The 26256-nt window shown below is 71.5% G+C and carries 12 protein-coding genes; 6 read left to right on the top strand and 6 right to left on the bottom strand.

What is annotated here, in order from left to right; all coding sequences use genetic code 11:
* Positions 1–106 precede the first annotated feature (106 nt).
* The gene (locus ACWEV0_RS12025) at positions 107–1861 is read left to right on the top strand and encodes an ABC transporter ATP-binding protein (protein WP_453148772.1); all 1755 of its coding nucleotides are present in this window, start codon (positions 107–109) and stop codon (positions 1859–1861) included.
* A 375-nt stretch (positions 1862–2236) separates the two neighbouring features.
* On the opposite strand, the gene ACWEV0_RS12020 is transcribed toward ACWEV0_RS12025, so the two are convergent.
* From ACWEV0_RS12020 to ACWEV0_RS12000, 5 genes are all read right to left on the bottom strand, one after another.
* Positions 2237–5332, bottom strand: a complete 3096-nt coding sequence (locus ACWEV0_RS12020; protein WP_453148770.1) for an ABC transporter substrate-binding protein — start codon at positions 5330–5332, stop codon at positions 2237–2239.
* Between the two features lie 67 nt (positions 5333–5399).
* A complete protein-coding gene (locus ACWEV0_RS12015) occupies positions 5400–6083 on the bottom strand; it encodes a class I SAM-dependent methyltransferase (RefSeq protein ID WP_453148769.1) in 684 nt (227 codons plus the stop codon).
* A 57-nt stretch (positions 6084–6140) separates the two neighbouring features.
* Complete coding sequence (locus ACWEV0_RS12010) at positions 6141–7049, bottom strand: polysaccharide deacetylase family protein (protein ID WP_453148767.1); 909 nt, start codon at positions 7047–7049, stop codon at positions 6141–6143.
* Between the two features lie 2 nt (positions 7050–7051).
* Positions 7052–8215 (bottom strand): maleate cis-trans isomerase family protein, encoded by a 1164-nt coding sequence (locus ACWEV0_RS12005; protein ID WP_453148766.1) that lies wholly within the window; start codon positions 8213–8215, stop codon positions 7052–7054.
* On the bottom strand, positions 8212–9537 hold the full coding sequence (locus ACWEV0_RS12000) for an MFS transporter (RefSeq protein WP_453148764.1): 1326 nt from the start codon (positions 9535–9537) through the stop codon (positions 8212–8214). Before ACWEV0_RS12000 ends, ACWEV0_RS12005 begins: the two co-directional genes overlap by 4 nt.
* A 165-nt stretch (positions 9538–9702) precedes the next feature.
* Between ACWEV0_RS12000 and ACWEV0_RS11995 the strand changes: the two genes are divergently transcribed.
* The 4 genes from ACWEV0_RS11995 to ACWEV0_RS11980 all read left to right on the top strand — a co-directional run bounded on the left by ACWEV0_RS11995 (position 9703) and on the right by ACWEV0_RS11980 (position 14500).
* Positions 9703–10380 (top strand): GntR family transcriptional regulator, encoded by a 678-nt coding sequence (locus ACWEV0_RS11995; RefSeq protein WP_453148762.1) that lies wholly within the window; start codon positions 9703–9705, stop codon positions 10378–10380.
* Between the two features lie 426 nt (positions 10381–10806).
* Entirely contained in the window at positions 10807–12219 is a 1413-nt protein-coding gene (locus ACWEV0_RS11990; RefSeq protein WP_453148760.1) for a family 2B encapsulin nanocompartment shell protein, read from the top strand.
* 77 nt (positions 12220–12296) lie between these two features.
* Positions 12297–13598, top strand: coding sequence for a family 2 encapsulin nanocompartment cargo protein terpene cyclase (locus tag ACWEV0_RS11985; protein WP_453148758.1), 1302 nt, complete (start codon positions 12297–12299; stop codon positions 13596–13598).
* A 17-nt stretch (positions 13599–13615) separates the two neighbouring features.
* A complete protein-coding gene (locus ACWEV0_RS11980) occupies positions 13616–14500 on the top strand; it encodes a geranyl diphosphate 2-C-methyltransferase (RefSeq protein ID WP_453148756.1) in 885 nt (294 codons plus the stop codon).
* Positions 14501–14585: 85 nt separating this feature from the next.
* Here ACWEV0_RS11980 and ACWEV0_RS11975 read toward each other — a convergent pair whose 3' ends face one another.
* Complete coding sequence (locus ACWEV0_RS11975) at positions 14586–21530, bottom strand: ricin-type beta-trefoil lectin domain protein (protein WP_453148754.1); 6945 nt, start codon at positions 21528–21530, stop codon at positions 14586–14588.
* A gap of 381 nt (positions 21531–21911) precedes the next feature.
* Between ACWEV0_RS11975 and ACWEV0_RS11970 the strand changes: the two genes are divergently transcribed.
* On the top strand, positions 21912–26255 hold the full coding sequence (locus tag ACWEV0_RS11970; RefSeq protein WP_453148752.1) for a ricin-type beta-trefoil lectin domain protein: 4344 nt from the start codon (positions 21912–21914) through the stop codon (positions 26253–26255).
* Position 26256 lies beyond the last annotated feature (1 nt).

Here is a 26256-nt window from a genome sequence, read left to right as displayed (position 1 = left end):
CAGGGTTGTGATGGGATTGTCTGAATCGAGCGGCAGTACACCGGGCAAAGGCCCGGTACTGCTCGCCCTCCGCTACTACGGACGCGAGCTGGCCAGGCTCCGTCGCATGACCGTGCCCGCGATGCTGCTCCCGGCGCTGGGCAACATCGGCATCGCCTACATCGCGCCACTGATCGTCGCCAAGCTCGTCGCGCGGATCGCCGACGGCGCGGCGGGCGGCGCGGCGGGCGGCGTGAGCGACGGGGGCTGGACCGGCGCCATGCTGCCGTACGTCCTCGGGATCGGCGGCGTGCTGCTCTTCTCCGAGGCGCTGTGGCGCGTCGGACTGCACTGCCTGAACCGCGTCGACGCGCTCGGCATCGAGCACCTCACCGTCGTCGGGATGGACGAACTCTTCGCCAAGGACGCCGCGTTCTTCCACGACAACTTCGCCGGCTCGCTCACCAAGCGGGTCATCGGCTTCGGCAAGTGCTTCGAGGACTTCGTCGACACCCTCACCTTCAACGTCCTCGGCAGCTTCGTGCCCCTCGGCTTCGCCTCCGTGGTGCTGTGGACGTACGAACCGCTGCTCGTCGTCGGCCTGTTGGCGATGATCCTCGTCACCGCCTTCGGCGTGACCCCGCTGATCCGCCGCCGCCAGGCCCTCGTCGCCCTGCGGGAGGCGGCCATCGCCCGGGTGTCCGGACATGTCGCCGACAGCCTGGGCAACATGGACACGGTACGGGCCTTCGCCGCCGAACCGCGCGAGGCCACCGAGAACCGCTCCCGCCTCGCCGAGGCGCGGAAGGTCACCCTGCGCTCCTGGGACTACGGAAACCTGCGCATCGACACGCTCGTCGCACCGATGTCCGTGCTCACCAACGTCCTCGGCCTGGTCCTGGCCCTCGCGCTCGGCGCCGGTGACCACGGCGTGGAGGCGGTCGTCGTCGCCTTCACCTACTACAGCAACGCGACCCGCATCATGTTCGAGTTCAACCAGATCTACCGCCGTCTGGAGAGCTCGATGACGGAGGCGGCGCAGTTCACCGAACTGCTCCTGGAGCCGCCGAGCGTGCTCGACCCGGAGCCGCCCGAGCCGCTGCGCTCGCGCGCCGGGGACGTCCGCTTCGAGAAGGTGGGCTTCGCGCACGGCGGCGGCAAGCCGCTGTTCGAGGGCCTCGACCTGGACGTGCCCGCCGGTACGAAGATCGGCCTCGTCGGCCGGTCCGGCGGCGGCAAGACCACGCTCACCCGGCTGTTGCTGCGCATGACCGACGTCGACGCCGGCCGGATCCTCGTCGGCGGCCAGGACATCAGCAGGATGACCCAGTCCGACCTGCGCGGCCTCATCGCGTACGTGCCGCAGGAACCGGCGATGTTCCACCGCACCCTGCGGGAGAACATCGCCTTCGCCCGGCCGGACGCCACCGAAGCCGACATCCGGCGCGCGGCCGAGGCGGCACACGTCACCGAGTTCGCGGACGCGCTGCCGGACGGCTTCGACACCATGGTGGGGGAGCGCGGCGTGAAGCTCTCCGGCGGCCAGCGGCAGCGGGTCGCACTCGCCCGGGCGATCCTGCGCGACGCGCCGATCCTGCTGCTCGACGAGGCCACCAGCGCCTTGGACTCGGAGAGCGAGATCCTCGTCCAGGACGCGCTGTGGCGGCTGATGGAGGGCCGCACGGCGCTGGTGGTGGCGCACCGGCTGAGCACCGTCGCCGGCATGGACCAGCTCGTGGTCCTCGACCGGGGCCGGATCGTCGAACAGGGCACCCACCAGGAGCTGCTCGGCGCGGACGGCGCCTACGCCAAGCTGTGGCAGCACCAGTCCGGCGGCTTCCTCGACGCCGACGAGACCAGGGAGGGGGCCGACGTGCACTGAGCCGGGCACCGGCCCCCGGCCCGCCCGGTCAGCGGGCGCCCGTCAGCGGACCGCGCAGGGCCGACCGGGCCGGCAGGACCGCCGCGACCAGGGCGAGCGCCGGCGCCCCGGGGCCCCGGCCCGGGTCACCGTCTCAGCCGACGGCAGGACCCTGGACGCCCGCATCGTCACCCTGCCGGGCACCCCCGGCTGGGTCGCGTTCCACGCGACCGGCGGCCGTTCCGGCCCGGCGGTCGGGCCGGGGGGCACGATCGTCATACGGGCGTCGGACGGTACGGTCCTGGCATCGCTGACCAAGAAGCCCGGGAGCTGAACTTCAAAGCGCCTCGTGGCGGCCTGGCTGGGTGCCCCTGTTCCTGACCCGACGGACAGGCCCTAGGAGCCGACCCCGAGGGCCTGGAAGTCGACCATGCCGTACGTCTGGTTGACGTACACGTTGGTGAGCCGGGGGCTGCGGTAGTTCAGCGTCTTGCCGGCGGTGACCGGCAGGTAGTAGGCGCCGTCGGTGAGCTTGTGGTTGATCTGCTGGTAGATCTCGCTCGCCCGGCCGGCGTCACCGGCGGCGGTCGCCTGGTCGAACAGGGTGTTGAGACCGGGGTCGTTGACCTGGGCGTAGTTGATGTTGCTGTTCGGGGTGATCCGGCGTCCGTCGGCGAGGGGCTGGAGGAAGGTCGCTCCGAACGGGTCGTCAGCGCTCCAGTTGCTGATCAGCAGGCCGTATCCCTTGTTCTTCAGGGTGCTGGGGGAGCCGGCGACCTCGAAGAAGTCGCTGAAAGGCCTCTGCTCGATCTGCACGCTGATGCCCACGGACCTGAGCGCGCTCTGCAGGGCCGTGGCCACCGCGATGTCCTGGGGCCTGTCGCTCTTGGCAAGGAGCTTCGTGGTGAATCCGTCGCCATGGCCGCAGGCCGCCAGTTCCTCCTTCGCCTTGGCGGGCTGCGGCTTTCCGGCGGTCAGGCCGAACGGGTCGTAGGTGTCGGCGCCCGGAAGGGTCGGGGCCAGCAGATTCCCGTACGGGACCCCGGCGGTCGGGCCGCCCCGGGCGGTCTGCAGGGCGGTGGTGTCGGCCGCGTACAGCAGGGCCTTGCGGCAGTGCACGTTGTCGAACGGCGCGACCGTGGAGACGAGCGCGACCAGGGAGAGACGGCCGTTGAAGGGGGCGTCCGCCTGGGCCCTCAGCTTGCCGTCCTGCAGTACCCGTGACCTGGCCGCCGCCGACAGGCCGGCCTGCTGCGCGTCGAGGTCGACCGTGCCGTTGAGCAGTGCGGTGGTCACGCTGTCCTGGTCCGTGGTGATGTTCAGTTCGATCCGGTCCGGCAGCGCCTTGCGCAGCGGATCGGTGGCCTGGCTCCACTTGTCGTTGCGCACCAGGACCAGGGACCGCCCCGGCGTGTACGACGCGAACTTGTACGGCCCCGAGGAGAACGGCTTCTCGGCGTACCGGGCGCCGGTGTCGTGGGCCTCCGGCACCGGGCTGGTGACGCCGGAAGCCAGCAGGTACGGGAAGCGCGAGTCCGGCTTCGCGAGGCGGAAGACGAGCGTGAGCTCGTCGGGGGTGGTGACCGAGCGCAGCCCCTCGGCGGACCTGTCCTGGTACGGGCCGCGGTACTTCTGGCCCTGGTCCAGCGCGTCGACCAGATCGATCGGGCCGCCGCTCACGACGTCCTGCGCGAAGATCCGCTCGATGGCGTACTTCACGTCCTTCGAGGTGATCGGCGTGCCGTCCTCGAAGGTGAGGCCGGACCTCAGACGCACGGTGTACGTCTTGCCGTCGGCCGACACCTGGGGCGCGGCGTCGGCCAGGTCCGGGACGAGCTCGGTGCCCGCCTGCCCCGGCTTGCCGGCGTAGGTGAGGAGCGTACGGGCGTAGAGACGCTGGAAGTTCCAGACCCAGCCGTAGTAGGAGCGGCCCGGATCCCAGGAGTCGGCGTCGGAGCCGCTGCTCAGCCGCAGCGTGCCGCCCTTCTTGCCGGAGGGGTTGACCACGTTGCCGACCGCCGCGTCGAAGCCGGTGGCGGAGCCGCGCGAGGAGCTCGAACCACCGCCCGTGGCCTTGTTGTCGTCGCCCTGCCCCTTGTGCCGGCTCATCAGGACGGCCGTGGTGACACCGCCGCCGACCACGAGGGCCGCCGCGACGGCGATCGCCACGATACGGCGGGTCCTGGCCCGGCCGGTCCCGCGCGTGGCGGGGGAGGCCGGGGTGGTGACGGGCGAGGCGGGCGGCCAGGAGGCGGAGGAGACGAGCGGAGGCTCACCGTTCGGCAGCGCCGGCGCGTGCTCCGGCATCGGCGGCGTGGCCGGTACGACCGCGGGGGCCGGGGCCGGGGCCGGGGCCGGGGCCGGGAGCGCGGACGGGGCTGGGGCCGGGGACGGCGGTGGTGTGGCCGGTACGACCGGCGCGGGCGCGGGCGTGGGCGCCGCCACGGCGGGGGCCGGAGTCGCGGGCGACTCCGGGGCAGAGGCATCCGGGCCCGCGGCATCCTGGATCCGGGCCGAGGAGGGCGCAGGCCACTTGGCCAGGGCGTCCCTGGGGTCGGGAGGCGTGGGCGCCGGCGCGGGCGGGGCAGCCGGTTCGGGAGCGTTCCGGCCGGTGAGCGCGCTCGCCACCCGCTCGGGCAGCCAGTCGGTCTCCTTCGGCAGTCCGGCGTCGTAGGTCTGCTGGCCCGTCTCGCCGAGGAGGCGCGCGAACTCGGCGAGCAACTCCGTGACCGTCGGCCGCTGTTCCGGCTCCTTGGCCAGGCAGCGGGCGACGAAGTCCGCGTCCGCGGGCAGCCGTGAGAGGTCCGGATCCTCGTACACGGCACGGAAGTTCACCGAGTGCGGCGCGCCGATCCCGAAGGGCGGTGACCCGGTGCCCGCGAACGCGAGGACCGCGCCGAGCGAGAAGACGTCGCTGGCCGGGCCGACCTGACGGCCCGTCACCTGTTCCGGTGACATGTAGCCGGGGGTGCCGATCACCATGCCGGTCTGGGTGAGGGCGCTCGTCTCCGTGGCGAGGGAGATGCCGAAGTCGATCACGCGCGGACCGTCGCCCGCGAGCAGCACGTTCGACGGCTTCAGGTCACGGTGGACGAGACCGGTGCCGTGGATCGCCTCCAGGGCCTTGGCCAGACCGGCGCCCAGGTAGAGCAACGAGCGCCGGGGCCAGGCCCCGTGGGCGTGGACCGCCGCGTCGAGCGGCAGACCGGGGACGTACGCGGTGGCGAGCCAGGCGGGATCGCCCTCGGGGTCGGCGTCGACGACGGCCGCGGTGAAGAAGCCGGTCACGCGCCGGGCCGCCGCCACCTCACGGGCGAACCGGCGGCGGAACTCGGTGTCCTCGGCGAGTTCGGCGCGCACCACCTTGACAGCGACCATCCGGCCGCTGGTGGAACGACCGAGATACACCCGGCCCATGCCGCCCGCGCCGAGGCGCGCGAGGATCCGATAGCGCCCCACCCGCTTCGGGTCGGTCGCGGTCAGCTCTTCCAACGTTCCCCCCGCCGGTGGCCCCACCTACGGGAGCCGTCCGGTGACGATTACATCAGACCCGGGCGCCTCATCGTCCCGACCCCGCACTCTCGTCGGCGCCCTCGGCCGGCCGTCGCGCGTAGCAGAACAGGTGCTCCTCCGGACCGGCCTCGGGAGCGTCGGGGCGGAAGACGGAAACCGCCTGGTGGAGGACGTGCAGCCCGCATTCCTCGCGGAGCAGGCGCACGTACTCCTCGGCCGCGAAGCTGGAGACGCGGACCCGCCGGCCCATCCAGACGATCTCCAGGTCCTCGATGTCCGCCGGGACGGTGGCGCTCACGAGGAAGCCGCCGGGGGCGAGCCAGGACGTCATCCGGCGCAGGGCGGCGACGGCCTCGGCGCGGGTCATCATCAGGAGCGGGAAGAAGGCACAGACGGCCGCGAAGGAGCCCGCCGGGGCCTCGAAGTCCCGTACGTCGCACTGCTCGAAGCGCGCCCCCGGGACCTGCTGCCGGGCCAGCTCCACCATCGTCCCCGACACGTCGATGCCGGTGACCTGGTGCCCGGCCCGGGTCAGCAGGCCGGCGACCGGGCGGCCGGTGCCGCTGCCGACGTCGAGGACCCGCGAGCCGGCGGGGAGGCGGGCGGTGAGCCAGTCGACCGCGGCCAGCTGCTCGGGCAGCGTCCCGAACGCCTTCTCGTACTCCGCCCCGAGCCCGTCGAACAGCCGCGCCGCCGACAACGCCCGCTCCCCGGAAGCCTCGTCGCTCATGTCGCTCCTTTCCATGGGCCTGGCGGCCCGGTCCCGGGCCGCCTACCCACGGGAGGGTCAGCGCATGTCGGCCGGACGCTCCGTGCGGTCGAACGGGAAGCGGCGGCGGAAGTCGTCGGCCGCGTCCTCCAGGGTGCAGAAGCTGACGCCGGCGTGCCCGGAGACGTACTCGATGAATCGTTCCAGCATCAGCAGCACCTGCGGCCGGCCGCTGACGTCGGGGTGCAGGGTCACCGGGACGACCGCGTAGTCCAGCTCCCGGTACACCCAGTCGAACTGGTCGCGCCAGTCCTGCTCCAGGGCCCGCGGGCTGACGTAGCCGTGGCTGTTGTGGGCGTGCTTGTTGAACATCATGGGCGGCAGGTCGTCCACGTACCAGTTGCCGCAGAACTCCACCAGGTCGACCTCGTGGCCGTGGACCAGCGGCTTCATCCAGTCCTTGGCCTCCTTCGAGTAGTCGATCTTGGTCCAGCTGTCGCCGACCCGGGCGTAGAAGGGGGTGAAGTCGCGGTAGTTCTGGCTGTGGTCGTAGGAGAAGCCGTACTTGTGCAGCAGGGCCGCGGTGTGCGGCGACATCTCCCACCACGGCGCCACGTAGCCACGCGGCCTGCGGCCGGTGTACTCCTCGATCAGCTCGACCGAGCGGGCGAGGACGTCCTCCTCCTGCTGCGGGCTCATCGCGATCGGGTTCTCGTGCGAGTAGCCGTGCGCGCCGACCTCGTGGCCCGCCTCGACCACCATCCGGGTCTGCTCGGGGAAGGTCTCGATGGAGTGGCCGGGGATGAACCAGCTGGTCCGGATCCCGTACCGGTCGAAGAGCCGGAGCAGCCGCGGGGTGCCGATCTCGCCCGCGAAGACACCGCGCTGGATGTCGTTGGGGGAGTCCTCGCCGCCGTAGCTGCCGAGCCAGCCGGCGACGGCGTCGACGTCGACACCGAGGGCGATCCTGATGTCCTTCGCAGTCATGCTCAGTGTGCCTTTCCGTAGGTGTCGAGCAGCTGGTGCACGCGGTCGATCGCGGCGGCCATGACCGCCTGGTCGGCCGCGTCCCACTCCCGCTCGGTGAGGCTGTGCGCGGAGATCCAGCCCCTCATGTCCGCGCCCCGGACGACGGGGGAGAGCAGCTGGGCGCGCACGCCGTACACGTCGATCAGCGCCTGGGGCGGCCTCGGGTCGCCGCGGAAGTGCGGCTGGACCAGCGGGATCCGGTGCTCCTCCAGCCACTCGACCGTGTTGAGCCGGCGCTGGTCGAGCCCGGCGTCGCGGCGGATGGAGCGGACGCCCGGGCCGAGCGCCTCGCCCGCGGTGAGGTCCACGTGCAGTCCGTGCGCGGGCAGGTCGAGCCGGAGCGTGGTCCGGTCGGCGCCGATGGCCTCGCGCAGTTCGGTGAGTGCCCGCTGGAAGCCGGCCCGCAGGCTGCCGGAGCGCAGCAGCTCGCCGTGGCCGTCGAGGGCGGGATGCGCGCCGGCCAGGTCGAGCGCCTTCCAGAGCGTCGCGGAGACGCTGTCGAAGACCGGTATACCGAGTGCGGCTTCGAGGCCGGGGGCCGCGCCCGCGCCGTACACGTTGGTGCAGACGACGGCCACCGCGTGCGCGTCTCCGGCACCCGCCTCTTCGATCTGCCGGGCCACGTCGGGCTCCGGGATCCGCGCGAACGCCTCGTTGTCGGCGACGCCGAAGGGCTCGGCGAGCGTGCAGTCGAGGCCCTCGGCCGCGTAGGTGGTGACGATCCGCTCGGCGACGTCCCGGGTGTACGGGACGGCGAGGCCGAGCCGGGTCACCCCGTAGGCGGCGCAGGCGTCGAGCAGCGCGAGCGTGGAGGTGGTGGCGGGGATGCCGGTCCCGGCGGTGATCGCGGCGGCCAGCGCCCGGTCGTGGTCGATGCCGAGCCAGGAGCCGGAGGTGCCGTTCCAGGCGATGACGTCGACCCGCGCGTCGGCGAGCTGCCTCGCCGCGGCGAGCATCGGTGCGGAGGCGAACTGGGCGTCGGAGCCGCCGTCGAGGGCGATCCGGGTGACCGGGACCCGCGCGAAGTGGGCGCTCGCGAGGTCCCGGACGCCGTCGAGGAGGCGGTAGGTGACCGGCTCCAGACAGGTGTTGGAGGACGGGGTGAGCATGCCGATACGGATCATCGGACGGCGAGCCTCCTGCTGTAGTCGATGACGAGGGACGAGACGGTGAAGAGGACACCCGCGCCGACGAAGTAGAGCAGCGCCCAGGTGTACGAGCCGGTGCCGCCGACGATGTAGCCGACCGCGATCGGGGTGACGATGCCGGCGATGTTGCCGGAGAGGTTCATGGCGCCGCCGACGACGCCCGCGTTGGCGCGGCCGGCCAGGATCGACGGCAGGGACCAGTAGAGGCCGGCCCAGCGCAGGAAGAACATGACGACGGAGAGCAGCGTGACGGCGGTCGTCGGGTCCGGTACGAGGACCACGCCGAGCAGTCCGGCGACGACGGCCACGCCCGCGACGCCCATCATCGTGCGCAGCACGGCGTTGGCGCCCGCGCCGGCGGCCTTGCGCCGGTCGGAGATCCAGCCGCCGGTGAGCTCGCCGACGAAGCCGGCGCCGAAGATGACCAGGGTCGACCAGCCGATGGTCTTGATGTCGAAGCCCTTGGTCTCGGACAGGTACAGCGGGCCCCAGGTGAGCAGTCCGTAGAAGACGCCGTTGAAGCCCATCCAGCCCAGGCACATCGCCCAGAACGAGCGGTGCCTGAGGTACGGGCGCAGGCCTGTGCGCTCGTCGGCCGGGCCGTCCGCGTCCTCCGCGGCGTGCGCGCCCTCGATGTACGCGGCCTCGGCGTCGTTCACGCCCGGGTGCTCGCGCGGGGTGTCGCGCACGTACCAGGCGGCGTACAGGCCGATGAGGACGGTCAGCACGCCGGCGATGACGAAGCTGACGCGCCAGCTGCCGGTCCAGGCGATGAGCGCGGAGATGATGATGCCGCCGAGCGCGGCGCCGAGCGGGGCGCCGCCGTCGAGCAGCACCGCGCCGCGGCCGCGCTCCGCGGCCGGCAGCCACTGGGCGTTGAGCTTGCCGCCGGCCGGCATGACCGGGGCCTCGACGGCGCCGAGCAGCAGGCGGAAGCCGAGCAGTGAGCCGGCGCCGGTGGCGGCGGCGGTGAGGGCCTGGGCCACGCCCCAGCCGACACAGGCGCCGGAGACCATCCGGCGGGGGCCGAAGCGGTCGGCGAGCCAGCCGCCGGGGATCTGCATCAGCGCGTAGGTCCAGAAGAAGGCGCTGAGGACGAAGCCGGTGGTCTCCTTGGAGAGGCCCAGGTCCTTGGTGATCAGAGGGAGGGCGACGGAGACGGAGCCGCGGTCGACGTAGTTGAGCGCGACGACGCCGAGCAGCAGGACGAACATGGTCCAGCGGACGCGGCTGGGGCGGGCGCCGGCCGTGGCGGCCGATGCCTGGGGGACGGTCTTGCCGACCGATGGGGTACTCACGGACAAACCCTCGATTCGCGGATCGCACAGGGTGAGACGTCAGACGTGCGGAGGGGCCCGCTCCGCGTTTTGGTATACCAAAGCAGCGTGCCCGGGGGTCGTCAAGCGTTTGGTATACCGTAATGACTTCGAGATGGGAGGGGCGTGCGGGTGCGAGGGGGGAACGTGACCGGTACCGAAGCGGTCAAGGGTGAGGTGCCGGCCGTCAGCGGCGGCGGCTGGCTGCGCGACCAGGTCTGCGAGGAGCTGCGCGACCGGATCATCGACGGGCGGCTGCGCCCGGGCGACCGGCTCGTCGAGCGCGATGTGGCGGAGGAGTTCGGCGTCTCCCGCGTCCCCGTGCGCGAGGCCATCCGCATCCTGCTCGGCGAGGGCTTCCTGCAGGCCCTCTCGCCGCGCCGGATCGTGGTCCGCGAGCTCTCCCGGCAGGACGTGGAGAACCTCTTCGACCTGCGCGAGGCCCTGGAGGTGCTCGCCGTCCGGCGCGCCGCCGAGCGCCGCACCGACACTCAACTCGAAGGACTCCGCGCACTGCTGGAGGACGCGCGCCGCGCCACCCTGGCCGGCCGGCCCGAGCGGGTCTCGCGCGCCAACGCCGCCTTCCACCACCGCATCGTGGAACTCGCGGGCAACGACATGCTCGCCACCGCCCTGGAGTCCCTGGAGGGCCGGCTGCGCTGGCTCTTCCAGCAGATCGACGACCCGGGCCCGCTCTGGGCCGAACACCGCGCGCTGTACGAGGCGATCGCCGCGGCCGACGCCGACGCCGCCGCAGACTGCTCGCTCCATCACATCCGGCACTACCGCGACGTGGCCCTCGGGCTGCTCTTCGGCTCGGCCTGAGCCGCTGCCGCCACCTGCCGTGCCCCGAAACGGCCCGTTCCTGGCCGGAAACCTGCGCGCCCGCCGACGCCCGAGGCACTCGACCGGCGGGCGCGCCCTCCGTCATGCCCCGGAGCTCGCACGCTTCTCGCGCTGATGGCACCTCATGTTCGCCTGTTGCGGCAGGAGTTGACGGGGGCGCGCACCAAGGGAGCGTGCGCCGGGCGCTCGTAGGACCGGGTGGCTCGAATGTCATGGATCGCACGAATAAACCCCGGGCGCCGCAAGATCACTGCATAGAGGTAATGCCCCCGGTCTCGTGCCGTGATCGGGGAGCGAGGGCGGTTACTGTTCCCCGGGATCTGGACGGATTCCCAGTGATTGAGCGGGAATCCCAGAGATTGTGTCGGTTTTTCCGCTTTTCCTCTTTCAAGGAGCGCTCGCCCCATGACCGTTGAGACCGGCCCGGACACTCAGCTGGAGCCGTCGCGGCCGCAGTCCAGCCTGAGCACCGCGGCTGCCCGGAACCTCGCCACCACCACCAAGTCCGCCCCGCAGATGCAGGAGATCACCTCCCGGTGGCTGCTCCGCATGCTCCCCTGGGTGGAGACGAAGGGCGGCGCCTACCGGGTGAACCGCCGACTCAGCTACACCGTGGGCGACGGGGTGATCGAGTTCGTCCAGGACGGCGCCACCGTCCGGGTGATCCCCCGCGAACTCGGCGAACTGGCCCTGCTGCGCGGCTTCGACGACGACGAGGTGCTCACCGCCCTCGCCGGCCGCTGCGTCCAGCGCGACTTCCGCGCCGGCGAGGTCATCGTCGAGCGCGGCAACTCCGCCGACCAGATCCACCTCATCGCGCACGGCCGGATCAACCAGACCTCCGTCGGCAAGTACGGCGACGAGGTCTCCGTGGCGACCCTCGCCGACGGCGACCGGTTCGGCGAGAACGCCCTCCTCGACGCCGACGCCACCTGGGACTACACCGCCACCGCCGAGACCCCCGGCACCCTGCTCACCCTCTCCCGGGCCGACTTCGACGCGGTCAAGGGCCAGGCGCCCAGCCTGCGCGCCCACATCGAGGCGTTCAGCTCGCTGCCCGAGCAGCGGCAGAACAAGCACGGCGAGGCCGAGATCGCCATGTCCGCCGGCCACGTCGGCGAGGCCACCCTGCCCGGCGCGTTCGTCGACTACGAGCTCAAGCCGCGCGAGTACGAGCTCTCCGTCGCCCAGACCGTCCTCAAGGTCCACACCCGGGTCGCCGACCTCTACAACGGCCCGATGAACCAGACCGAGGAACAGCTCCGGCTCACCATCGAGGCGCTGCGCGAGCGCCAGGAGCACGAGCTCATCAACAACCCCGAGTTCGGTCTGCTGCACAACGCCGACTTCAAGCAGCGCATCCAGCCGCACTCCGGCGCGCCGACCCCGGACGACCTGGACGAGCTGATCGGTCGCCGCCGCGGCACGAAGTTCCTCTTCGCCCACCCGAAGACGATCGTGGCGATCGGACGCGAGTTCAACTCCCGGGGCCTCTACCCGACCCACGTCGACGTCGGCGGCCAGAACGTCCCGGCCTGGCGCGGGGTGCCGATCCTGCCCTGCAACAAGATCCCGATCAGCAAGGAGCAGACCAGCTCGATCATCGCCATGCGTACGGGCGAGGACAACCAGGGCGTCATCGGTCTGCACCAGACCGGACTGCCCGACGAGTTCGAGCCCGGCCTGTCCGTGCGCTTCATGGGCATCAGCGAGCAGGCGATCATCTCGTACCTGGTCACCACCTACTACTCCGCCGCCGTCCTCGTCCCCGACGCGCTCGGCGTCCTCGAGAACGTGCAGATCGCCCGCCGCAACTAGCGCGGAGGGTTCGCAGGCCCGCTCCGGCCCGGACCCGTCCGGGCCGGGCCCCCATCCATCCCAGCAAGGAGACACGGATGCCCGTCCCCGGGCTTTCCCCTGGGCAGCCGAGCCTGCCCGCCCTGCCCGGCCCGCCGGCCGCCCTGTTTCCCCCCACCGGGACGGCGACCGGGCCGGAGGCCGCGGCCCCGGCCGTGGCCGCCACCACCACCACGGTGACCCGTCCGGAACCAGGGCGGATCCCGGGCGGACCCACTGGTCTGGGCACGTCGAGCCTCTCCCTCGCCCGCCGCGCGGAGCCGGTGGTGGGGTCGGTGGTGGAGCCGGTGCAGGTGCCGGCGCCCGCACCGGTCGCCGAGGCCCCGGCGCCCGGCGCTCCGGAGCCCGCCGCCCCGGTGGCCGGCACCCCGATCCCCGGCCTCTACTACCACCCGATCGCGGAGCCGGACCCGGCCCGGGTCGAGGAGCTCAGCCGGCGCATCAAGACGTGGGCGGTCGACGAGGCCGAGGTCTACCCTCCGGAGTGGGAGGACCAGTTCGACGGCTTCTCCACCGGGCGCTACATGGTCGCCTGCCACCCGGACGCGCCGACCGTCGAGCACCTGATGGCCGCGGCCCGGCTGATGGTCGCGGAGAACGCGGTCGACGACTGCTACTGCGAGGACCACGGCGGCTCGCCGGTCGGCCTCGGCAGCCGGCTGCTGCTCGCGCACACCGCGCTCGACGCGGTGCACACGACGAACGAGTACGCGCCGGCCTGGGCGGAGTCCCTGTACTCCGACGCCCCGCGGCGCGCCTACCGCTCGGCCATGGAGTACTTCGTCCAGCTGGCCACGCCGTCCCAGGCCGACCGGTTCCGGCACGACATGGCCCGGCTGCACATGGGGTACCTCGCCGAGGCCGCGTGGGCCGAGACCGAGACCGTGCCCGAGGTGTGGGAGTACCTGGCGATGCGCCAGTTCAACAACTTCCGCCCCTGCCCCACCATCACGGACTCCGTCGGCGGCTACGAACTGCCGGCGGACCTGCACGCCATGCCCGCCATGCAGCGGGTGATCGCCCTGGCCGGGAACGCGACGACCATCGTCAACGACCTCTACTCCTACACCAAGGAGCAGAAGAGCCCCGGCCTGCACCTCAACCTGCCGGTGGTGATCGCCGAACGCGAGGGCGTCTCCGAGAAGGACGCCTATCTGAAGGCGGTCGAGGTCCACAACGACCTCATGCGCACCTTCGAGGCCGAGGCCGCCGAGCTGGCCGCGACCTGCCCCGTACCGACCGTGGCGCGCTTCCTCAAGGGCGTCGCCGCCTGGGTCGACGGCAATCACTACTGGCACATGACCAACACGTACCGATACAGCCTGCCCGACTTCTGGTAAGAAACGGACCTTTATCTGTGACCAGCACCGAGTTCACCACCGCCGAAGGCACCTCGACGTTCGTCCCCGCGCCGGCGACGCCGTACCAGGGCGACATCGCCCGCTACTGGAACGCCGAGGCCAGGCCCGTGAACCTCCGCCTCGGCGATGTGGACGGGCTCTACCACCACCACTACGGCATCGGTGACATCGACCACGCGGCCCTCGGCACCCCGGAGGACAGCGAGTACGAGAAGAAGCTGATCGCCGAGCTGCACCGCCTGGAGTCGGCGCAGACCGACGTCCTCCTGGAGCACCTCGGCCCCATCGGCCACGACGACACGCTCGTCGACGCCGGCTGCGGCCGCGGCGGCTCCATGGTCATGGCCCACCAGCGCTTCGGCTGCAAGGTCGAGGGCGTCACCCTCTCCGCCAAGCAGGCCGACTTCGCCAACCGGCGCGCCGCGGAGCTGGGCATCGCGGACCACGTCCACGCCCGGGTCTGCAACATGCTCGACACCCCCTTCGAGACCGGCCAGGCCGCCGCCTCCTGGAACAACGAGTCCAGCATGTACGTCGACCTGCACGACCTGATGGCCGAGCACTCCCGCATCCTCGCGGTCGGCGGCCGTTACGTGACCATCACCGGCTGCTGGAACCCGAAGTACGGCCAGCCCTCCAAGTGGGTCTCGCAGATCAACGCCCACTTCGAGTGCAACATCCACTCCCGCCGCGAGTACCTGCGCGCCATGGCCGACAACCGCCTGGTGCCCCAGGCCGTCATCGACCTGACCCCGGAGACCCTCCCGTACTGGGAGCTGCGGGCCACGTCGTCGCTGGTGACGGGCATCGAGGAGGCGTTCATCGAGTCGTACAAGGACGGCTCGTTCCAGTACGTGCTGATCGCGGCCGACCGGGTCTGACGGCGGCCGGGTGAAACGCCGGGCGGCGGCCGCCCTCACCGTGGTGAGGACGCCCGCCGCCCGTTTCGTGGGTGGAAGTGCGGGGTCAGCCCGTCGACGGGCGGACCTGGTTCTTGGTGGCATCCCCCTTCGCCCGCATGGCGGAGATGGTGTCCAGCATCCCCTGGTGGAACTGTTCCCGGGTCATGCCGGTGCCGTACTTCTTGAACATCTCGATGCCCTGGCGGACGGTCACTCGGTCACCCTCGTCGGTCCCGCCGACGACGAGGCTGGCCCCGGGGAACGACGCGGAGGCGCCGCCCTCGAGGTCACTGTCACTGAAGCCGGCCGCCTTGCCCACGAAGCCGTAGTGCACGTTCGACCAGACGTCGTAGTACGCCTCGACGTCGCTGCCGGGTACCGTGAAGTAGTAGTCCGGCTCGGTGAAGAGATTCATCATCGCCTTGAGCTTCGGCTTGTGATCCCAGTCGGCCCCGGCCCGGACCTTGTACGTCCACATGGCGGCCGCCTTGGCCAGAGAGAACGGGAGCCAGCTGTCGTTGGCATCCTGGATCTTCCGGAAGTCACCGGACTGCAGGTTCCGCATGATCTCGTCGTACATGTAGTCCTCGGCGATCTTCCAGCGCGCCGCGCCCAGAAGGCGCGCGGCAGCCCTTTCCTTGGCCACGCGCGCCGCCTTGTGTTCGGCGTTCCACCTCTTCTTGGCCTCGGACATGTGGTTGGGGCCGGAGCCCTCCCCGCGGGGAGTGCGGTTCCAGAGGCCGGCGGCGTCGGCGGCCTCCTCCATCTGCTGCGCGTGACCGGCGCAGTAGTCCCAGACGCAGTTGTTGGAGCCGTCGCCGATGACACCGTCGGTGTCACCCCACACCCCCGCGCACTTGCCGTCCCTGCCGCCGCCCGGCGATCCGTGCAGGCACATCTTCCCGTCCGGGTCCGTGTTGGTGACCGGGCTGTTGTCCGCGTACGCGTAGCCGTTCCAGCTCTGCGGGTCGGCGCTGTCGAACAGCGGGTCCGTGCTGATGAAGCGGCCCGCGGTGGGCAGGTACTGGCGTGCCCCGAGGTTGGTCAGGGCCGTCGCCGTGTCCTTGGTGCCGCCGACGAAGCCCTTGTCGCCGGCCCACGCCGACGGCTGGGTGCCGCGCGGGTTGCCGAAGGGGTCGGTGGGGCGCCGGGTCTCGGCCAGCGTCGACAGGTCGATGCCGAGGCCGTTGGTGCCGTGGTGGTCGGCGACCTGGACGACGAACGCGCCGGCGGCGGTGCCCGCGCCCGTGCGGACGATGGTCATGCCGCCGGGGATCGGGTAGTAGCGGACGCCGGTCTGCGGCTGCGGCCTGGTGGCGGAGGTGGTGTCCACGGTCAGCTCGTCGGTGCCGAGGTTGATCGTGGTCTTGCCCGGGTTACGGCGGACGAGCTGGTTGCCGTCCGCGTCGTAGACGTAGGTCGTCCTCGTGTCGGGGACGGTCCACTTCTGTCCGGCGGGCACCGTGGTGGCGCAGTCGCCGATGACGAGGTCGGTGCCGTCGGTGGTGACGTCGCCGGGGACGGCGAGGCAGCGGCCGGACGCGGGGTTGTAGAAGGTGGTGTCGGTGCGCGCGGTCCAGGTCTGGGCGGCGGTGCCGTCGCAGGGCTGGATCTGGACCGGCGAGCCGGCCGTGGTGCCCATGGCCTGCAGGCACTTGTTGCCGGTGGAGAGCCGGTCGCCGGCGGTGGCGAACCGCTGGCCCGCGCCGGTGTTGCAGGTGTAGATCTGCACCGGGTTGCCGTTGGTGGTGCTGCCGCCCTGCATGTCCATGCACTTGCCGCCGATGCCCTTGATCTGGGTGGCGGTGGTCAGCGAGGCGAGCTTGCCCTCGCTGTTCCAGGTCAGGTTGCTGGTACCGGCCTTGCCGGCGCGGAAGGACGTGGTGTTGCCGACCGCGTCGTACTGGAAGTTGTCGTTGTTGGTCGTCGTCGCCGTCTTGGCCGACGCCGTGAGCAGGGCGTGCGGACCGCCCGTGCCGCCGCCCGTGGTGGGCGCGGTGGTCGGGGTGTTGACGGTGCCGGGGGCGTTGAACGTCTGGGTGGTGGTCACGTCCTTGGTGGTGTCACCGGCCGGGTCGTGGCTGACCTGCCTGGTGCGGTTGCCGGTGAGGTCGTAGCCGTAGTCCTGCCAGTACGGCGTCGGGCCGCCGATGTTCGTGGCGGTCGGCGTCGTGGTGGCGCAACCACCCTGGTCCTGGGTCTGTCCGGTCTCCGGGGCGGTCAGGCCGCCGTTGTCGGTCCAGGCCGTCGCGAGCCGGCCGAGCGCGTCGTAGGTGAAGCACTGGCGGTCGGTCTGGGCCGGGGTGTTGCCGGCGATGCCGGTGATCGAGGTGACCTGGCCGGAGTCGTTGTAGGTGTAACCGGTCTGCTGGACGGCGCCCGTGGTGGACGTCTGCTTGTCGACGAACTGCTGCTTGACCCGGCCGGTGGCCTGGTCGAAGTCCGTGGTGGCGACGATCTGCGAGGCCCACGGGTTGACGGTCGATCGGATCGGACGTCCGAAGGCGTCGTACTCCGACTGCGTGTCGTACGTCGTCGCGCCCGCGTACTTGAACATCTGACCGTAGTCGTTGTACGAGTACACGATGTCGTCGAGCGGGAGCCCGCCGACCGCCGGGAGCACCGTCTCCTTCGGGCTGCCGGTGATCTTGTCGTAGACCGTGCTGGTCGTGTACGTGAACGTGCCCGAGGCCAGTCCGGCGTCCGTGCCGGGGATGCTCACCGTGGATCCGGTGACGCGGTAGCCGTCGTCGTACCCCTTGATCGTGGTGGTGTACGCCTGGCCGCCGGTGCCGCCGACGTACCGCGTCGAGGAGGCGGGCTTGCCCTTGCCGGCCGTCGCGGTGTCGAAGGTCCACGCCGCGAGCTGCTTGTCGGTGGTGGTGGCGGGGCCGTCGAACATCCCGGCCTTGCGGCCGATCAGGTCGTAGGTGAAGGTGACCGTCTGGCCCTTGCCGTTGGTGGTACTGCCGAGCCGTCCGGCGGCGTCCCACGTCTGCGTGGTCGTACCGGTGTCGGGGTCGGTCGCGGTGATCTGGCGGCCGCGCTGGTCGTAGCCGTACGACCAGGTGTTGCCCGCCGCGTCCTTACGGGTGAGCGGGTTGCCGTCCACCGTGTACGTGTAGCGCGTGACGGTGGCGTCGGCCGGCAGGCCCGTGGCGGTGGGGGTGGTGTACTGCCACAGCTCCGTGGTGTGGCCGCGGCCGTCGGTGAGGGTCGTGGTCGGCGCCGAGCCCTTCGGCGGTACGACGTCGGTCCGGTCGACGCCCTTGTAGTCGGTCGTCGTACGGGACTGCTCCACGTTGTTCGACCAGGACGCGGTGACCACCGCGCGGCCCAGGCCGTCGTAGGTGGTGCGGGTCTGGGACGGGATGCTGCCCTCCGCCGAGGGCAGCAGGGTGCCGGTCGGGCCCGACACGTCGTTGTACCAGGGCGCGTTGGACGTCCGGGGGCGGCCCTGCGAGTCGAGCAGCGTGTCGGAGACCAGCCGGCCGGTGTAGGCCGGGTTGGCGGGTGACGTCTGCGTCTGCCGGGTGCGGGCGAAGCCGTCGAGGATGTCGACGCTCTTGACGTAGACCGGCGTGTCGCCGTCCTTCGTCAGCTTGTTGGTGGTCGTCGTCGACGGGACGCCGGCCTGGTTGGAGACCCCGTAACCGAAGGTCATGTTGGCGTTCGGGTTGACCGCGGGGGTGCGGCCGGGGAGCCAGACGGCGGTGAGCCGGCCGAGCGCGTCGTACGTCTCGGTGGTCGTCTTGAGGTTCTGGTCCTTGACGGTCAGCGGCAGGTTGCGCCGGACGTCCATCGTGGTGACGCTGTCCCAGGTGCTCGTCGAGCCGGGCACGGGGGCGGCGACCGTCAGCGTGGCCGGCAGCTCACCGGTCGCGGTGGGCGTGTAGGTCGTCGTGGTGACGGCGCCGTTCGGGTGCTGGTTGTCCTTGCTGTTCGGGTCCGTGACCGTCGCGGTCCGGCCGTAGGCGTCGTAGGTCGTGGCCGCGGTCGGCACGAAGGCCGGCGTGCCGTCCGTCTGGTACCGGTCCAGGACCTCCTGCTTCGTCGCGTCGCCGGTGGCGGCGGCCTGCCCGAACGGCAGGTTGTCGTAGAACGTGCGGGTCCGGGCGACGGTGTTGGCGGCCGCCGCGCCCGCGGTGCAGGCGTCCGTGCCGGAGACGACGAGCTTCTCCTTCACCAGGCCGGTGACCTGCGGGTCGGGCCCGGTGGCGTAGTCGAGGCGCGAGCACATGTCCGGCAGGCCCTCGGCCTGCTCCAGGGTGGTGGCGGCGCGGTTGTTGTGCGCGGAGTCGGTGGTCGTGGTGGTGACCGTGGACCGCCAGCTGCCGTCGGCCTTCTTGCCCTGGGCGGTGACGGTGGTCGTGGTGGCGCCGTACCGGGCGACTAGGTCCGGCAGACCGGAGCGCGTCTGGGTGGCGGTGGCCACCTCGCCCGAGGCACCGTTGACGCTGCGGCTGACGACGCTGCCGCCGGCCTGGTCGTACGTCTCGGTCTGGAGCGTCTGGCCGCTGAGCCATTCCTGGTCGGTGACCGACCGGCCGAGAGCGTCGGTGAGCTGGACGCTGCGGGTGGAGCCGTCCTTGCGGACGTCACCGTTCATGCCCTGCCGGTAGGTGGTGCGCACCTGCGACTTGGGGCCGTCGTTACCGCTGCCGGTGGTGACGGTCACAGTGGCGAAGCCGCGGAAGTCGCCCCAGGTACGGGACTTGGGGTCGGTGAACTCGCTGTCGTCCCGGTGCCAGCCGGCCGGACCATAGGCGTAGCCGGTGATCTTCTGCGGTGCGTCGGTCGTGGTGTCGTTCTCGGTGAGCGAGGCGACGGTGTAGTGGTTGAACCAGTCGAGCACGGGGTCGGAGCCGACGACCGAGCCGGGCGGGGTCCAGCGGACCGGGTAGCAGGCCATGGTGTTGTCGTCCTCGGCGGGCGGCATCACATGGTTGAGGCGGGAGCAGGCCGGCAGGTTGTAGTCGACGTTGAGGACGCCGCCGGTCTCGTTCTTGATCTGCTGGATGCGCGGCCGGTCCATCAGCGGCGGCGCGGGCACGAGGTCGGTGCCGTCGACCCGGTTCGCGAGCATCACGGGGACGAACGTCACCGCGGGCAGCGTGATCTCCGGGCTGCCGGCCTTGCCGGTGCGCTGGACCGAGTCGAGCCACAGGGCCTTCTGGCTGGTGGCGTCCTTCGGGTCGGGGAACGAGTGCTTCAGGACGTAGGAGTCCACGTCCTGCCAGGCGTTGTTCACCCGGACCTGGGTCAGCACGGTGGCCAGCCGACGGGTGGTGAAGAACGTCGGCGAGAGGTTGGAGCAGGTGCCGGAACTCTTGCACTCCTGGTCCACGGGCACGTCGGGCCAGTTGTTCTTGTTCGCCTCGGTGCGCTGCGAGGGGTCGCAGGCGGTCGTGTCGACGCAGCGCTCGGCGGTGCCGAGCGTCACCCGGACGGCGGGCTGGAGGCCACCCTTGGCCGCGACCTGGTCGGACAGGCGCTGCCCGTACGCGACCGAGGCCGGGGTGCTGGCGCGGGTGTACGCGGTGAGCGTGCCGGCGCCCGGGTTCTGGCCGCCGCCGCGCGAGTAGTAGTTGGTCTCGGGGGCCCAGGTGTACGTCGTCAGGTTGCCGTGGACGTCGACGACGTAGTCCAGCTGGAGCCGCTGCCACATCGTGCACCAGGAGGCGTTGCCCTTGGCCGAGTCGTAGCAGGGGTCGCCGGACTTGGGGGAGTACACCGGCACGGAGGAGACGGAGTTCGCCGCCGCGTCGCTCTTGTCGCCGCCGGGCAGGTGGTTGACGCCGAAGTAGTAGACGGTGCCGGCGGTGTCGGTGACCTTGGCGTAAGCCCCGTCCTGGACGCCGTTGGCGGCGCCCGAGCCGAACTCGATCTTCGTGCCGTCGTCGTTCTTCAGCCGCCACACACCGGTCGCGGCGTCGCTGCCGGCCGCGCCGGTGGCGACCCGGACGAGCTGTCCCGAGTGACCGCCGAGCGAGAGGCTCGCGTTGAAGCCGCCCCAGCACAGGTCACCGGAGTTGGTGATGCCCGCCTTGCCGCAGGGCTTGTAGGTGCGCTCGATGAAGCCGGGGTTGAGGTCCCAGCCGTCGCCGACCCAGGACGCCTGGGTGTTGGTGGCGGAGGTGCGGCCGTCCACGGAGGAGGAGTCGTAGCCGAGCGCGAGGGACGGCGGCTGGCCGCCGAGGCCCGGCGGCAGCTCGAACGGGTAGCTGTAGGTCAGCGCGCCCGAGGAGCCGCCCGCGGCCCAGGCCGAGGACGGGTTGAGGCTGGACGCCTTGTAGTCGCCGCCACCGCCCGAGGAGCCGGTCTCGGCGGCGAGCAGCATCGGGGCGCTCGCGCCACCGGCCGACGCGAGGAGCGGCGACTGGGCCCCGCCGCCGGTGACCCGGGCGGGCGCGGGCGCCACGGCCGGCACGGCGAGGTCGGCCGTCAGCCGGCCGGTGGCCTTGTCGTAGTGCGCGGCCAGCGGGGTGCGGATCCGGCAGGACGCCAGATTCGGGGTGGTCGCGGCACAGGCCGGCAGTGTCACCAGGCGGCCGCGCGCGGCGAACTGCCCGCCGGTGGCCTGCTGGAGGGCCGTCAGGTCGAGCCCGACGGTGGCCGGCACGGTGCCGGACGCGCCCTGGCCGACCGCGGCGACCGAGAACAGCAGGCCGTGCACGCCCGCGGCTCGGGCCGCCGTGCCGTCGTTGCGTACGACGGTCACCGCGGGCAGCGCGGCCTTGTGGCCCTTCGCCGAAGGGCCGACCCACACGGGGAGCCGGCCGGCGCGGGCCGGGGCCGTCGTGGGCAGCGCCGTGCCGCTCAGCGCGGTGACGGCCGGCAGCGCGGGGGCCGCCGCGGCCCGCTTCGGCACGGCGTGCGGCGGAGCCACGGGGCGGCGCTTCTTCGCCGTGGTCCCGGATATCGAGGCGGTGTGCGGCAGCGGCGTCTTCGGCGGCTGCCAGATTCTGTCGAAGTCCGGCTTCGCCGGAGCGGCCTGGGCCGCCGGCACTGCCAGAAGGGACGCCGTCAGGGCCACGATCAGCGGAACGGTCGCCCGTGTCCGTGAAAGTCGCCCGGTTCGGCGCATGCCAAAGCGAGGCATCGCTCATCCCCCGTTGAAAGTTGAAAGTAGTAGTGGGCCGCCGGTCCGACTGAGCGACGGCACAATCGGACGGGAAGGTAGCAGTCGCCACAACCGCCCGTATCCCATGAGCAGTTGAAATTCGGACGTGTTCTAGATCACAGCGTGTGCAATTCGTGAAGGCTGCACACAAGATGGACACGGGTCGGCGTGGCGCATTTTGATCGTTGACCATGTCCTGCCAAAGTGCCCCCGATCTCTGCGCGCCATGCGCCGGGACCACGCACATGCATGGGGGAGTACAGAGGCATGTCCACTGCACCAAGAGCCGGACTACGACGGCCGGTTGCGGCCGCCGCCGTCCTGGCGATATCGGCCGCGATGCTGGCCGCCACGCCCTACACGGCGCTGGCCGCGCCGTCGCCCAAGACCGATCCGTCCGCCTCCCCGGCCGCTCCCGCCCCCTCCCGGGGGAGCGCCGGGCGCCCGAAGCCGACGGCGGCCCGCACCGCCGCGGAGAAGGCGAAGCTGAAGGCCGCCAAGACCGGCAAGGACGTCCAGGTCCCCGAACTCACCGACGAGTTCAGCACCACGGTCGTCACGCCCCAGGGCAAGCTGCGCACCGAGCGCAGCCTCGAAGCCCAGCGCATGAAGGGCAGGGACGGCGGCTGGGTAGCCCTCGACGACACCCTGGTCACCCGCGCCGACGGCACCGTGGCCCCGAAGGCCGCCGACTCCGACCTCGTGATCTCCGGCGGCGGCACCGGCCCGCTGGCCACCATGACCACCGAGGACGGCCGACAGCTCGCCGTCTCCTCGCCGTTCCCCGGCGCGCTGCCCAAGCCGGTCCTCAGCGGCAACGGCGCCCTCTTCGAGAACGTGGCGCCCGACACCGACCTGAAGGTCACCGCCACCAAGTGGGGCGGCTACGGCACCGTCGTGATCCTCCGCAGCCCGGCCGCCGCCGCCAACCCGGCGGTACGGAACATGGTGTTCCCCACGGAGACCAAGGGCCTCGACCTCGCCAAGGACAAGGACGGCAACCTCACCGCCGCCCACGGCCGTGACACCGTCTTCCGCTCGCCCGCGCCGATCATGTGGTCCGCGAAGGAGGCCCGGCACCCCGGCGTGCGCGGCAGCAAGAACGCCGACATGGACGCCTCCGCGCCGGTCGACAAGACCAACGGCGCCATCGACGGCCTGAGCAGCCCCGAAGGACCCGGCGCCCGCGCCACCGTCGCCAAGATCCCCGTCACGCAGGTGAAGGTGACCGGCACGGCCGGCAAGGGCCACGGCGCCATCGCGCTGGCCCCCAGCATGGACCTGCTCGACGGCGCGGACACCAGCTACCCCGTCTACGTCGACCCGGACTGGTCGCGTGACTCCCGCGGCAAGCAGCACCACGCCTGGGTCATGCAGGCCTGGCCCGGCACCAGCAACTTCGACCGCTCCGGCTCCAACGACCGGGACCATCCCGGCTCGGGCTACCAGGGCTGGGAGTCGCCGTACGGCATCGAGCGCGCCCTGTTCGAGTTCGACATCAACGGGTACTACGGCTCGACCATCAACTACGCCAGCCTGCGCGTCAACCAGTACATCTCCTCGGACTGGTCCTGCTCCACGACGTACCCCGTGAACGTGTACCGGGCAGGCGCGTTCGACGGCTCGGTCTCCTGGAACAACCACGTGGTCGGGGACTGGCTGGACGGCAAGTGGGTGCCCGGCAACGGCACCAACTCCGCCTGCTACAACGACATCCCCGTCGACTTCAACGTCACCGGCGCCATGCGGGACGCGATCCGCGACACCAGCAAGCCGATCGCCTTCGCCCTGCGCGGCAACGAGGGCTCCGGCGACAAGATGGGCTTCAAGCGGTTCAACTACAACGCCACGCTCAGCACCGAGTACGACTTCCCGCCCAACACGCCGGACAACCTGCGCGTCAACCCGGTCCCGCGGCGTGTCGTCGCGGGTGACACCCAGGCCTGCGGCTCGGTGCCCAGCACCTCGTACGGCTGGGTCACCGACACCCACACCGACCTGATCTCCCGGGTCACCAGCCCCAACCAGGGCCAGCTCACCGAGTGGGTCGACCTCTGGGACGAGACCGCGAACGCCACCGCGAACCAGGGCTGGTCCGGCTTCGTGTCGAACTGGTCGGAGGCCACCTACTCCGTGCCGGTCGGCACCCTGCAGAACGGCCACAACTACGCCTGGGCCACCCACGGCGACGACGGCCTGCTGCGCGGACCGTCCAGCACCACGTGCCACTTCGCCGTCGACATCACCCCGCCGGTGATGTCCTTCGGCCAGTTCACCGACCCCAACACCCAGTACCCGCCGGCCGGCAACGGGCAGATCACCAACCTGCGCCTCGGCGACACCGGCTCCATCCCGATCTCCGCGTCCGACCCGAGCCCCGGCGCCGGACTGCGCTCCTCGGGCCTGGCCTGCGTCCAGTGGAGCTTCGACCCGCAGCTCGCCGGCGCCCAGCAGAGCTGCGGCAGCCCGCTCTCCGCGAGCAGCATCAGCGTCAAGCCCACCCACTGGGGCACCAACATCGTCTACGCGCGGGCCCTCGACGAGGCGGGCAACGCCTCCCAGACCCTCTCGTACGCCTTCTACGTGCCGTGGAAGGACGGTCCGGTGGCCTTCGGCGACACCACCGGTGACGCCCGGCCCGACATCCTGATCCCGGACACCGCCGGCAACCTGGTCACCCACGGCCGGGCCACCGACGGCAGCACCGCCAGCTACGTGCCCAGCGGCACCGCCGCGACCGCCCTCCAGGCGCCCGAGGTGAGCTCCGGCCGCACCTGGAAGGACTATCGGATCGCGCACCGCGGCTCCCTCGACCCGGGCCGCAACGTCGACGACCTGTTCGTCCACCGCGAGCCCGCCACCGTCGGGGCGCTCGGCGGGTCCGAACTGTTCGTCTACGACAACACGCTGTCCAACCCGGGACGCTTCACCCTCGGCACCAAGCACACCGTCGACAAGCCCGACTGCGACCCCGCGTTCGCGAACTGCACCGGTTACCGCAACGTAGGGACCTGGCAGTACTCCAGCCAGGTCACCCCGACCGGCCCGGCCCGCACCTCGCGCACGCCGAGCCGCAAGGTGTCCGACGCCACCGGTCTGCTCTCGGTGGAGGCCGGCAACCTCTGGTTCTACCCGGTCAAGTCCAACCAGACGCTCGCCCCGCCGTCCCTGGTGTCCGGCACCGGCGACTGGGACGACAAGGACCTGATGGTCCCGGGCAACACCCTGGACCTCGCCACCGCCACGACGGCGGACACCGCCCCGGCCCTGTGGGTGCGCAACCGCACCAGCGGTGACATCTTCCAGTACAGGCTCGCCACCTCCACCCGCACCGACGACGTCCTTGGCGTCACGTACACCGTGTTCACTGGCGTCACCGCGCAGCCCACGGCCCGCATCGGCTACGGCATCACCGGCGCCGGCTACCCGCGCGTCGGCTCCGACGGCGACGTCACCGACGACGGCGTGCCGGACTTCTGGGCCCTCGACACCGCCGGCACGCTGCACGCCTGGGCGGGCGCGGTGAACGCCGGCGCGGTCAACGGCTTCACCGGCTACCACGTGCGCGGCAACACCCAGGCCCCGACCGCGCAGTGGCGCCTGGAGGGCGACACCAAGTCCGTCCCCGCCGGCAACGACGGCACCGCGGCGGCCATCAGCTACACCCAGGACACCGTCGACGGACGAGCGGTCAGCGTGCCCGTCTTCAGCGACACGCTGAAGTCGACCGTCACGGCGCCGAACAAGGTCGTCGACACCCGGCAGAGCTTCACCGTCAGCACCTGGGCGAAGCTCGACAAGCCGGACGGCGTGGTCGTCAGCCAGGACCTGCTCCACGGCAGCGCGTTCATGCTCTGGGCGGACGCCAACGGCTGGCGCTTCGCGCTGGCCCGCAGCGACGACGACGGCTGGTCGTACGACTACACCGCCACGGCCAACGCGGCCAACGCGTTCAAGGCCGGTGTCTGGACCCAGCTGACGGCGACGTACAACGCCACCACCGGCGCCATGAGCCTGTACGTCAACGGCAGGCTCGCCGCCAGCGCCTACCACGCGGCGAGCACCAGCCCGGTGCCGAGCGGCCCGCTGGTCATGGGCCGGTACAAGTACCAGAGCCAGCCGAGCTCCTGGCTGACCGGCCGGGTCAGCAACCTCGCCGTCTACCAGGGCTACACCCCGCAGGCCACCACCTCCGGCAGCCCGATCCGCTTCGGCCCGGCCCCGGACATCTGCGTCGACGCCCCGAACAACAACAGCGGCAACGGCATGCACCCGCAGCTGTGGGGCTGCAACGGCTCCGACGCGCAGAAGCTCAGCGTCAACGCCAACGGCACGCTGACCCAGCAGGGCCAGTGCGTCGCCGTCAGCGGCAACCAGACCACGTCGCAGAGCGCCGTGCTCTTCTGGCAGTGCCTGGGCGAGGGCGGCCAGCAGTGGCAGCCGCGCGCCGACGGCTCGATCTACAACCCGCAGTCGGGCCGCTGCCTCGACGTGCCCTGGGCCAACCGCAACTGGGGCACCGTGTTCCAGCTGTTCGACTGCAACGGCACCCCGGCGCAGCAGTGGAGCGTTCCCACGCTCTTCACGCCCGCGCTGCCGGTCAACCCGTAGG

This window comes from Streptomyces sp. NPDC003943 (assembly GCF_053605265.1).
Note: the sequence above shows the minus strand (reverse complement) of the source record. Positions and strands in the feature narration are given on the sequence as shown.

What these genes read in the sequence shown, in the direction of transcription:
- ACWEV0_RS12010 (WP_453148767.1), bottom strand. Translation starts at nt 7,049, where the DNA reads ATGACTGCGAAGGACATCAGGATCGCCCTCGGTGTCGACGTCGACGCC.
- ACWEV0_RS11985 (WP_453148758.1), top strand. Translation starts at nt 12,297, where the DNA reads ATGCCCGTCCCCGGGCTTTCCCCTGGGCAGCCGAGCCTGCCCGCCCTG.
- ACWEV0_RS12005 (WP_453148766.1), bottom strand. Translation starts at nt 8,215, where the DNA reads ATGATCCGTATCGGCATGCTCACCCCGTCCTCCAACACCTGTCTGGAG.
- ACWEV0_RS12015 (WP_453148769.1), bottom strand. Translation starts at nt 6,083, where the DNA reads ATGAGCGACGAGGCTTCCGGGGAGCGGGCGTTGTCGGCGGCGCGGCTG.
- ACWEV0_RS11970 (WP_453148752.1), top strand. Translation starts at nt 21,912, where the DNA reads ATGTCCACTGCACCAAGAGCCGGACTACGACGGCCGGTTGCGGCCGCC.
- ACWEV0_RS11990 (WP_453148760.1), top strand. Translation starts at nt 10,807, where the DNA reads ATGACCGTTGAGACCGGCCCGGACACTCAGCTGGAGCCGTCGCGGCCG.
- ACWEV0_RS12025 (WP_453148772.1), top strand. Translation starts at nt 107, where the DNA reads ATGACCGTGCCCGCGATGCTGCTCCCGGCGCTGGGCAACATCGGCATC.